Genomic DNA, 10,646 nt, shown 5'->3' on the forward strand with positions numbered 1-10,646 from the left:
TCAGACGCCGATCCATACGCCTATCCGATCATGTCCAACGATACGCATCCTGTCCCGCCCCTCGCGTCCGGCGATACGCCTGCCGGCGCATCGAGCCTGAAGTCGCGCTTCTTCAACCCTGCCGCGCGCCAGAAGCTGCTCGCGTTCGCGAGCCTCGTGCTGCTGATCGTGTTCTTCAGCTTCGCGTCACCGAACTTCCTCGAAGTCGACAACCTCGTCACGATCCTGCAGGCCACCGCCGTGAACGGCGTGCTGGCGGTTGCGTGTACCTACGTGATCATCACGTCGGGCATCGACCTGTCGGTCGGCACGCTGATGACGTTCTGCGCGGTGATGGCCGGCGTCGTGCTGACGAAGTGGGGCATGCCGCTGCCGCTCGGGATCCTGGCGGCGCTGTTTTTCGGCGCGCTGTCGGGTTGCGTATCGGGCTTCGTGATCGCGAAGATGAAGGTGCCGCCGTTCATCGCGACGCTCGGCATGATGATGCTGCTCAAGGGGCTGTCGCTCGTGATCTCGGGCACGCGGCCGATCTACTTCAACGACACGCCGGGCTTCACGTCGATCGCGCAGGATTCGCTGATCGGCAACCTCATTCCGGCGCTGCCGATTCCGAATGCGGTGCTGATCCTGTTCCTCGTCGCGATCGGTGCGTCGATCGTGCTGAACCGCACGATCTTCGGCCGCTACACGTTCGCGCTCGGCAGCAACGAGGAGGCGCTGCGGCTGTCCGGCGTGAACGTCGACGCGTGGAAGATCGCGGTGTACACGTTCAGCGGCGCGGTGTGCGGGATCGCCGGGCTGCTGATCGCGTCGCGGCTGAACTCCGCGCAGCCGGCGCTCGGGCAGGGCTACGAGCTCGATGCGATCGCGGCCGTCGTGATCGGCGGCACGTCGCTGTCGGGCGGCGCGGGCAGCATCGTCGGCACCATCATCGGCGCGTTCATCATGAGCGTGCTGACCAACGGCCTGCGCATCATGTCGGTCGCGCAGGAATGGCAGACGGTCGTGACGGGCGTGATCATCATCCTGGCCGTCTACGTCGACATCCTGCGCCGGCGGCGCCGCTGATGCACGCAGGCACGCACGCATCCACGCAGGCATGTGCTTCACCGCCGGTTCCGGCCGGCGTTCCAGTCGTTCCAGTCGATACGAAAAAAGGAGACGCGAAGTGATCAGGAGCAAGGTGTTGAACGCGATCGTCGGGCTGACGTTCGCCGTCGGCGTCACGGCCGGTGCGCACGCGCAGGAAGCCTACATCCCGCTGATCTCGAAGGGCTTCCAGCATCAGTTCTGGCAGGCCGTGAAATCGGGCGCGACGCAGGCCGCGAAGGACTACAAGGTGAAGGTGACGTTCGAAGGGCCCGAAACCGAGGCGATGGTCGACAAGCAGATCGACATGCTGTCGGCCGCGATCGCGAAGAAGCCGGCCGCGCTCGGCTTCGCGGCGCTCGACAGCAAGGCCGCGCTGCCGCTCCTGAAGAAGGCGCAGGCCGAGAAAATCCCGGTGATCGCATTCGACTCGGGCGTCGACAGCGACATCCCGGTGACGACGGCCGCGACCAACAACAAGGCCGCCGCCGCGCTGGCCGCCGACAAGCTCGCCGCGCTGATCGGCGACGAGGGCGAAGTCGCCGTGGTCGCGCACGACCAGACGAGCCGCACCGGCATCGACCGCCGCGACGGTTTTCTCGAGCGGATGAAGGCGGCGCACCCGAAGGTGCAGGTCGTGACCGTGCAGTACGGCGAAGGCGACCAGCTGAAGTCGACCGAGGTGACGAAGTCGATCCTGCAGGGGTACCCGAAGCTCAAGGGGCTGTTCGGCACCAACGAAGGCTCGGCGATCGGCGTGGTCAACGGCGTGCGTGAAATGAAGCGCAAGGTCGTGATCGTCGGCTACGATTCGGGCAAGCAGCAGAAGGACGCGATCCGCAGCGGGCTGATGGCCGGCGCGATCACGCAGAACCCGATCGGGATCGGCTACAAGACGGTCGAGGCGGCCGTGAAGGCGATCAAGGGCGAGAAGCTGCCGAAGGTCATCGATACCGGTTTCTACTGGTACGACAAGACCAATATCGACGATCCGAAGATCGCGGCGGTGCTGTACGACTGAACGCCGTGCCACGGCGCCGCCGCGCGCGGCGCGTAGCATGCGCGGCGGCGCGGCGGCGCGGGCGGCCGCCTGAGCAGAACACGAGGACACCATGGGCGCAGTGCGTATCGATTCCCATCAGCACTTCTGGCGTTATCGCGCGGCCGACTATCCGTGGATCGGCCCCGGCATGGAGGTGCTCGCGCACGACTACCTGCCCGACGCGTTGCGGCCGCTGATGCATGCGCAGGCGCTCGGCGCATCGATCGCGGTGCAGGCGCGCGCCGGGCGCGACGAGACCGCGTTCCTGCTCGATCTCGCCCGTGACGACGCGTACATCGCGGCGGTGGTCGGCTGGGAGGATCTCGCCGCGCCGCAGCTTGCCGAGCGCGTCGCCGAATGGCGCAGCCCGAAGCTGCGCGGCTTCCGGCACCAGGTGCAGGACGAAGCCGACGCCGGCGCGTTCGTCGCCGATCCCGGCTTCAACCGCGGCATCGCGTGGCTGCAGGCGAACGGTTACGTGTACGACGTCCTCGTGTTCGAGCGCCAGTTGCCGGACGTGCAGGCGTTCTGCGCACGGCACGACGCGCACTGGCTCGTGCTGGATCACGCCGGCAAGCCCGCGCTGGCCGAATTCGAGCGTGACGAATCGGCGCTCGCGCGCTGGCGCGCCGCGTTGCGCGAGCTGGGCGCGCTGCCGCACGTCGCGTGCAAGCTGTCGGGGCTCGTGACGGAAGCGGACTGGAAGCGCGGCCTGCGCGGGAAGGACGTCCGGCATATCGAGCAGTGCCTCGACGCGGCGCTCGACGCGTTCGGCCCGCAGCGGCTGATGTTCGGGTCGGACTGGCCGGTGTGCCTGCTGGCCGCGTCGTATGACGAAGTCGCGTCGATCGTCGAGCGCTGGGCCGAATCGCGGCTGTCGGCGGCCGAGCGCGGCGCGCTGTGGGGCGGGACGGCGGCGCGTTGTTACGCGGTGCCGGGCGATGCGAAGCGCGGCATATAAAATAGGCGCGAACGGCCCGTGCGCTTCGCCGGGCCGTCCGCAATGCAACCGATCACCAGCATCAACGTATGTCCATCCAGCCGATCCAGAACCGCCGCCTGTACCAGCAGATCGCCGACAAGCTCAGTGCGATGATCGAGTCCGGCGATTTTCCGCCGGGCAGTTACCTGCCGCCCGAGCGCGAACTGGCCGAACAGTTCGGCGTGTCGCGCACGTCGGTGCGTGAAGCGCTGATCGCGCTCGAAGTGAGCGGGCTCGTCAGCGTGCGCGTCGGCGACGGCGTGAAGGTGCGCCACCCCGAAACGGCCGCCGTACCCGAACCCACGCCCGGCCTGGCAGGGAAGGCCGCGCCGTTCACGGTCATCGAGATCGATCCCGAACTCGGCATCGCACTCGATCTCGATACCGAAATCCCGCCGTTCGCGCTGTTGCAGGCGCGCCGGCTGATCGAGCCGGAAGCCGCGTCGCTTGCCGCGAAGCACGGCTCCGACGAGCAGATCGAAGGCATCCACGAGGCGTTCCTGCGCAACCAGGAAGACAACCGCAGCGGCTCGCTCACGCATCCGGGCGACCGGCTGTTTCATATCCGCATCGCGGAAGCGAGCGACAACGCCGCGTATGCGCTGATGATCAAGCAGCTGCTCGCGCACAAGTACGACCTGATGTTCCAGCGGCTGCAGTCGTTGTACATGCCGAACGACATGCCGCACCGATCGGAACTGGAACACCGCGCGATCCTCGATGCGATCCGTGCGCGCGACCCGGACGCCGCGCGCCGCGCGATGGCCGAGCACCTCGACGAAGTGATCCGCATCTTCGGGCGCGCGCTCGACTGAGCGCGCGTCGACGCGCTGCGCGGTCAGAAGCGATCCGCGCGATACGGCGCCGGATCGGTGAACGGCGCTTCGCCCGTCATCATCTCGGCCAGCAGACGGCCCGTGACGGGGCCGAGCGTCAGCCCGTGATGGTTGTGCCCGAACGCGAACCACAGCCCGCGATGTGCGGGCGCGGGGCCGATCACCGGGCGCATGTCGGGCGTGCACGGCCGAAAGCCGAGCCACGGTTGCGGGTCGAGCCGCTCGCCGAAACCGAACACGGGGCGCGCGACACGTTCCGCGCGTTCCAGTTGCACGCCCGTTGGGGGAAGCCCGCGCCGCGCGATCTCGACGCCGGTCGTCAGCCGCAGCCCGCGCTTCATCGGTGCGATCACGTAGCCGTATTCGCGATCGACGATCGGCGCCGACGGCACGCCGCGCGCGGACGGCGCGTAATGCATGTGATAACCGCGCTTCTCGCGCAGCGGGATCTTGTAGCCGAACTTGCCGAACACCGTGTCGGACCACGGGCCGAGCGCGACGACGACAGCCGGCGCGGCGGCCGTGCCGTCCTGCGTGTTCACTTGCCAGCCGGGCGAGAGTGCGTCGAGGCTCGCGGCGTCGCCGGTCAGCAGCGTGCCGCCGCCTTGCACGAACAGATGCGCATATGCTTTGACGAGCGCGGCCGGATCGACGACGCTTTTCGGATCGAGCCAGTGCAACGCGCCGCAGAAGCCGGGGGCGAGGCTCGGCTCGTGCGCGAGCAGCGCGGCGGCATCGAGCGGCGTGATGCCGAGCCCGTGGCGGCGTGCGGTGAGGCCGGCCTCGGCCACGCCGCGTTCGAATGCGGCGGGCGTGCGGAACGCTTCCAGCCAGCCGTTCGCGCGGATCAGTTCTCCGGCACCGGCCCGTGCGATCAGCGCGTCGTGCTCGACGATGCAGCGTTCGATCAGCGGCAGCATGTCGCGTGAAGCTGCCGCGTGGCGCAGCGGCGCCGATTCCCACCAGAAACGCGCGAGCCACGGCGCGAACGCGGGCAGCGACGCGCTGTGCCAGTAGAGATCGGTCGAGCGGTTCAGCGCGTAGCGCATCAGCGTGTACGGGCTGCGCGGGAACGGATACGGTTCGACCGACGAGCGCTCGATCAGCCCCGCGTTGCCGAAGCTCGTGCCTTCGCCTGGCGCGCCGCGATCGACGAGGGCGACCTTGCGTCCGCGATCCTGCAGGTGCAGTGCGACGGAGACGCCGACGATGCCGGCGCCGAGAACGATGACGTCGAAGTCCATCTGTGGTGGTGAGTGACGGTTAGCCGGGCGAGCGCGAGATCGTGGCGGTTGTTTCGCCCGAACGGGAATTCGTTCGAACTGCAAGCATACTCGCGACGGCGCGAGGCGTGTTGCGGGCGGCGAGTTGTCGGCCGCTCGCGCGTCAGATCTCGATTCCGTGTTCCAGGAGCCGGGTGCGCAGCTCCTCGCGATGATCGCGTGCAACCCTCGCCAGCAGGCGTGTTGCTTGCGGCGTGTCGAGCATCGCGCGCTGCGCCGCGCCGGGGCGCGTCCACATCGAGACGGGATTGCGCAGCCACGTTTGCAGGTCGCGCGTCAGCGCGTCGTCCGGATCGTCCGGTTGCTCATTGCGTGCGGCAATCAGCACGATGCACACGAGACTGTCCCACTGATCCCGTGAGCAGATCGCACGTGCGGCATGGCGATCGCCGTATCGCTCGAGCACCTGTTCAATTTGCGCGAGCGAGACGAATGCGCCTTGCTCGCACAGGCGCACCGCGGTTTTGCGAATCCTGCGGGCGGGGTCCAGCAGCGCGCGCGCGGCCACCTCGTCCCGGATCGATGGCGACAAGCGAGCCAGCAGCACGAGTGCGTGTGCACGAACCGGGCTGCGCGCATCCGTCGAGAACCGCTCCATCGTCGCTATCGCGGCGGGCGCACGCAGTTCGGCGAGCAACGACAGCGCCGCGCGAACCCGAGTTCCGGACAACGAGCCCGTATCGAGCAGCGCAACGCAGCGGTCCGCGACATTCCGGCCGAGTTCGGTGAGCAACCGGGCCGCCGCGGCGCGCAAGCTGCCTTGCGAATCGAGCGTTGACCGCCACAGGAACGCCTCGGCGGCGTCGTCGATGCCCTGGTCGATCACGTGAACGAGTGCGGCGCGGCGAACCGGGCCGAACGGGGAGTCGGCCGCGAGATCGATGCAGCGCATGCGATCGCTTGCCGGCACGTCGTCGAGCATCGCCACCGCACGTCGGGCGAGCACGATGTCGCCGGAGGTCAGGCCGTGCGTGACCAGTTCGGCAGCCGGCAGGATCCGGTGATCGAATGCCACGAGGCAGGCGACGCGGCGCAGCCAGAAGTCCGGGGCGTGCATCGCGTCGGCGATCGTATCGACGCCGCCTGCCTGCACCAGCCGCTGTTCGAATGCGTGCAGCCATGGGCCGTGATCTTCGCGCGTGGCCGACGTGAGCTGGCGCAACGACGGAAGCAGGGCGGCGAAGTGCGCGGCCGGCACGGTCGCGAGCAGTGTGACAAGTGCGTTCGTCGCGGCGCGCCGCACTTCGGGCACCCAGTCGTTGATGCGCGCGGCGATCGGTTCGAGCAGTGCGCTGTCGCCAAGCTCGACCGCTCGGGCGATCGCCGCTTCGCGAACATAGCCGGAGTAATGACCGATCGCCTGCGTGAGCAGCGCAACGTCGCGGCTCGCGGCGACCTTCTGCAGCGCGTCGGCGAGCGGCATCGCCTGGCCTTGCTGCAAGTAGACCGTGTGCGCGGGCGCCATGGATGGTGGCCGCGCGCCGAAAATCCTGGCGATGAGGTTCATTGGAATCAGCGAGGTGAGATGGCGTGCAGTTTCGTCGTAAGAATCGACGGTGCCGGCCATTCTACGTCAGTGGCTTTCTCGGCAGCGGGCCGTCACCGGATGCGACGGACCGCGTTCGAGGGAATGCGCGGCAGCGTGCATCGGGTGGTCGCCACGCCATTGCGAACGGCGCATCGCAAGACATCCTGCTGCGATCGATCCGTTCGTACCGAGGCAATCCAAGATGCAACCGGTGCGCCAATCCGCCGATCAATACTGCGGCGCCGACGCTGGATCGAAGACGATGTTCGCAATCACGCGCGGCGTTGCGAGCAAGGCGGATTCAGCGTGCTTGCTCCCCCTTCCCAGCGGGTGTTTCCCACTGGTGGATCACGCGGATTTTTACCTAAGATGAAGCAATCGTGCGCGTGATACGGTGCCTGCTCGCGCACGGAGGGAGGCGGGAGGCAGCGCCGGAGCGACGCCAGCGGATGTTGCCATCATGGATGCGAAAGTGTGCGCGGCGGCTGCCGGTTTTGCGACGGCAACGACGCCAACGTGCGCGGCGGCGATTGCCGCGCGGAAGACGGGCCGGCCCGGCCGTACCGCTTCACTGCGCCACGCACTTCTCGCAATCGTTTGCGTTCTGGGAGCGGCGCCGGCCGTGCTCGCGGGGGTACCCGCCGACACGGACGGTCCGTCCGACACCATGCACATCGCCGCCGCCGCAAGCCCTGCCGATTCCGTGGCGACACCCGATCGCGCCGTTTCGTCACACGACTCCGCCGTGCGTCAGGTCGTGCTCGGCATCGTCAGCTTCACGCGCTGGCCGACCATGCCCGTTCGTCTGCACCTGTGTGTCACCGGCCGCCCCGACTACGCGCGCGGCCTGACCGATACGCTGCAGGCCGGCTCGACGCTGCTCGACGTGCAGCACGTCCGCTTCGACGATCCGTCGCTCGGCATCGCGTGCGACGTCGTGTATCTCGGCACCTTGAACAACGACGAGAGAACGCGCGTCAGGAGCGCGCTGGCCGGCCATCCCGTCCTGACGATCGCGGAACACGATCCGTCCTGCACCGCGGGCGGCATGTTCTGTCTCAATGTCGATGGCGAGCGCGTGTCGTTCGACATCAATCTCGATGCGGTGGCGCGCAGCGGCGTGCGCGTGCACCCGAACGTGCTGAATCTCGCACGACGGCCGGGGGCGCCATGATGCGGCCGTTGCTCCACCTGCCCCCTTCGCGCATGCCGCGCCCCACGCTGCAAAGCGTGCTGCGCCGCGCGCACCTGCGCCTCGCGTTCGTCGCCGTCGCGATGGCGGCCGTGTCGTTGATCGTCGTCGCCGTGATCGCGTTGCGTGCGTATGCCGGCAACAACCTGAACCTGCTGGCCCGCTCGCTCGGTTATACGGTCGAGGCGGCGCTCGTGTTCGGCGATCGCGTCGCGGCGAACGAGGCGATCGGGATGATCGCGAGCGAGGAAGACGTCGCGCAGGTCGTCGTCACCGACAGCAACGGCCAGCCGTTCGCGACGTGGCAGTTGCCAGCCGGCAACGGGATCGCGCGGCTCGAGCGCATCGTGGCCGACGTCGCGCTGCCCGGGCCCGTCGCGGTGCCGGTCGTGCATGACGGCATCGTCGTCGGGAAGGTCGTCGTGCGCGGCCGCGGGCACCAGTTCTTCGGCTTCCTGCTCGGCGGCATCGGCGGCATTCTCGGTTGTCTGGCCGTCAGCGTGTTCGGCGCGTATGTGAGCTCGAAACGCCTGCTGCGCAACATCGTCGCACCGCTGCGTGCGCTCGCCGGCGTCGCGCACGCGGTGCGGCGCGAACGGGCATTCGCACGGCGCGTCGAGCCGGCGGCGATCGCGGAACTGAACGAGCTCGGCGACGACTTCAATGCGCTGCTCGACGAATTCGAAGACTGGCAGAACACGCTGCGCGACGAAAACGCGTCGCTCGAACACAAGGCGACGCACGATGCGCTCACCGGGCTGCCCAATCGCGTGCAGTTCGAGTCGCGCCTGACGCGCGCGCTCGGCGACGCGAATGCGACGGGCCAGCGGGTCGCGATCCTGTATCTCGACTGCGATCGCTTCAAGGAGATCAACGATTGTCTCGGTCACGATGCCGGCGACGCGGTGCTGATCGGCGTCGCGTCGCGGCTGCGCACGCAGGTGCGCGAGACCGATCTGGTCGCCCGCCTCGGCGGCGACGAATTTGCGGTGATGCTGGCGGCAGTGCCCGAAGCGGGCAGCGTGTGCCGGATCGCCGACGAGATATTGTCCGGTATGGCGCCGTCGATCGAGCTGTCCGACGGCCGCATGGTGGCCACCATGATGAGTGCCGGCGTAGCGCTGTATCCCGACCACGCATCGGACGCGAGCGGTTTGCTGCGCGCGGCGGATGCAGCGATGTACCGGGCCAAGCGCGCCCGGCCAGGCTCGTGGCAGCTGGCCGAAGGTGTCGCGGGACCGGTTTGATCGATTGCTTCGCGCTGCGGGCGAGGCCGCAGCCGCGGATGACAACAAGCGCGCCCGGCGCGGGCGCACTCGAAGGGGATGCGACATGAACCACTCGTTTCCGGTGGGCATCGGGCGTACGTGCGTCTGGGGCGCGCTGCTGCTGTGCATGGCACTGGGCGGCTGCAAGACGCCACCGCTTCATCGCGGGCTGACGCAGACGCAGGTCACGGCGCTCAAGTCGGCCGGTTTCCAGGAAACCCAGCAGGGTTTCGAATTCGGCTCGACCGGACCGATCCTGTTCGATTTCGATCGCTACAACCTCAAGCCCGATGTGCGGCGGATCGTCGAGCGGATCGGGCGCACGCTCCATTCGGCCGGGATCAACGGGGTGCGGGTCTACGGTTATACGGACGAAGAGGGCGTGGACGACTACGACGTCGAGTTGTCGCGTCGGCGTGCCGAGGTGGTGGCGATCGAGCTCGTCGATCTCGGGCTGGACCCGAAGCGCATCGCGGTCGTCGGGAAAGGGAAGCTCGACCCGGTGGGCGACAACCGGACACCGGCGGGCCGCGCGCAGAACCGGCGGGCGGCGATCGTGGTCTCGCCGCGGTGAGGTTTCGTTTCGGCGGGGCGGCGCGGCGCGGAATCCCGGGCGTTTGCTCTCCGCGAGCAGCCGATCGTCATGCCCCTGACATGCTGACGTGGCGCATTACCGGGTGAAGCAGTCTTCGACGCCCGGATGGCGTTGCTCGACGCATTCGAGCCCGGGGCTTTCACCTGCCCGGACGAAATCGCCCCGCCGGCTCCTTGAGTACTTCCTCACCGTGGGGGCGCCGAGGGCGATCCTGCCCCGGAATCCCGCTGCCAGCCTGGTTTACCGGTTTTCGGGGCGCGAGCGTAAACGTTTGCGAGTGGCTTCCGCGCTGTCGGAATTTGTCCTACATTATCGGGGCTTCGGGCCGGCCAGCCGGCCTACGGAACCTGAGATCATACGCAAGGAACAAGAATGAGTTTCGCTCCGAACGGGGGTATTCCCAATGGTTTGGGCGGCGGCGGGCTGGGCTCGTTGAGCGCGCTCGGCGGCCTGGCCGGCCCGGTTGCGTCGAGTGTCGCCGGCAGCCTCGGGCCGCTCGCGGGGCTGGCCGGGCACGTCGACACCGTCCAGCGCGCGATGCAGCTCGCGCAGACCGGCTTCTCGCTGATGGACAAGACGCCCGGCGCGATCGCCGAGGCGATCAACGGCGCCGCCAACCCCGCGCGCCTGACCCAGCTCAATCGCTACGTGACGCTCGATACGCCGCTCGGCCCGGATGTGCTGCTGGTCAGCGCCGCCGTCGTCGACGAGCACGTGAACCGGTTGCCCGAGATCCACCTCGACCTGCTGTCCCATCGCCACGACCTTCGCCCGGAAGACCTGATCGGCCAGCAGGTCAAGATCCGGTTCGACCAGCAGGCGCGCCTGTCG

The 10,646-nt window shown here is 68.2% G+C and carries 9 protein-coding genes and 1 pseudogene; 8 read left to right on the forward strand and 2 right to left on the reverse strand.

Translation table 11 applies throughout. The features are described 5' to 3' along the window. Positions 1 to 30: 30 nt before the first annotated feature. The 4 genes from VK92_RS25480 (at position 31) to VK92_RS25495 (ending at position 3,928) form a co-directional block, all read left to right on the forward strand. Entirely contained in the window at positions 31 to 1,068 is a 1,038-nt protein-coding gene (locus VK92_RS25480) for an ABC transporter permease (protein ID WP_021161440.1), read from the forward strand. Positions 1,069 to 1,168: 100 nt separating this feature from the next. Beyond that, the gene (locus tag VK92_RS25485) at positions 1,169 to 2,110 is read left to right on the forward strand and encodes an ABC transporter substrate-binding protein (RefSeq protein ID WP_021161439.1); all 942 of its coding nucleotides are present in this window, start codon (positions 1,169 to 1,171) and stop codon (positions 2,108 to 2,110) included. Between the two features lie 91 nt (positions 2,111 to 2,201). Next, positions 2,202 to 3,092 carry an amidohydrolase family protein gene (locus VK92_RS25490; RefSeq protein ID WP_048024859.1) on the forward strand — a complete coding sequence of 297 codons (891 nt, stop codon included), beginning with the start codon at positions 2,202 to 2,204 and terminating at the stop codon, positions 3,090 to 3,092. 68 nt (positions 3,093 to 3,160) lie between these two features. Further along, on the forward strand, positions 3,161 to 3,928 hold the full coding sequence (locus VK92_RS25495; protein ID WP_048024861.1) for a FadR/GntR family transcriptional regulator: 768 nt from the start codon (positions 3,161 to 3,163) through the stop codon (positions 3,926 to 3,928). Positions 3,929 to 3,951: 23 nt separating this feature from the next. On the opposite strand, the gene VK92_RS25500 is transcribed toward VK92_RS25495, so the two are convergent. After that, positions 3,952 to 5,193 carry an NAD(P)/FAD-dependent oxidoreductase gene (locus VK92_RS25500; protein ID WP_048024863.1) on the reverse strand — a complete coding sequence of 414 codons (1,242 nt, stop codon included), beginning with the start codon at positions 5,191 to 5,193 and terminating at the stop codon, positions 3,952 to 3,954. 142 nt (positions 5,194 to 5,335) lie between these two features. Then, on the reverse strand, positions 5,336 to 6,697 hold the full coding sequence (locus VK92_RS25505) for a hypothetical protein (RefSeq protein ID WP_231600661.1): 1,362 nt from the start codon (positions 6,695 to 6,697) through the stop codon (positions 5,336 to 5,338). 523 nt (positions 6,698 to 7,220) lie between these two features. On the opposite strand from VK92_RS25505, the gene VK92_RS25510 reads away from it, so the two are divergent. The 4 genes and pseudogenes from VK92_RS25510 to VK92_RS25525 form a co-directional block, all read left to right on the forward strand. Beyond that, on the forward strand, positions 7,221 to 7,934 hold the full coding sequence (locus VK92_RS25510) for a YfiR family protein (RefSeq protein ID WP_048024867.1): 714 nt from the start codon (positions 7,221 to 7,223) through the stop codon (positions 7,932 to 7,934). A 32-nt stretch (positions 7,935 to 7,966) separates the two neighbouring features. Next, positions 7,967 to 9,199, forward strand: coding sequence for a diguanylate cyclase domain-containing protein (locus VK92_RS25515; RefSeq protein WP_225740334.1), 1,233 nt, complete (start codon positions 7,967 to 7,969; stop codon positions 9,197 to 9,199). Positions 9,200 to 9,284: 85 nt separating this feature from the next. Further along, positions 9,285 to 9,794 carry an OmpA family protein gene (locus VK92_RS25520; protein WP_048024871.1) on the forward strand — a complete coding sequence of 170 codons (510 nt, stop codon included), beginning with the start codon at positions 9,285 to 9,287 and terminating at the stop codon, positions 9,792 to 9,794. Positions 9,795 to 10,187: 393 nt separating this feature from the next. Then, a pseudogene (locus VK92_RS25525) lies at positions 10,188 to 10,646 on the forward strand (phage late control D family protein); the annotation flags it as partial.

Origin of the sequence: Burkholderia sp. LK4 (assembly GCF_001043615.1) — a bacterium.
Taxonomy (GTDB): Bacteria; Pseudomonadota; Gammaproteobacteria; order Burkholderiales; family Burkholderiaceae; genus Burkholderia; species Burkholderia cepacia.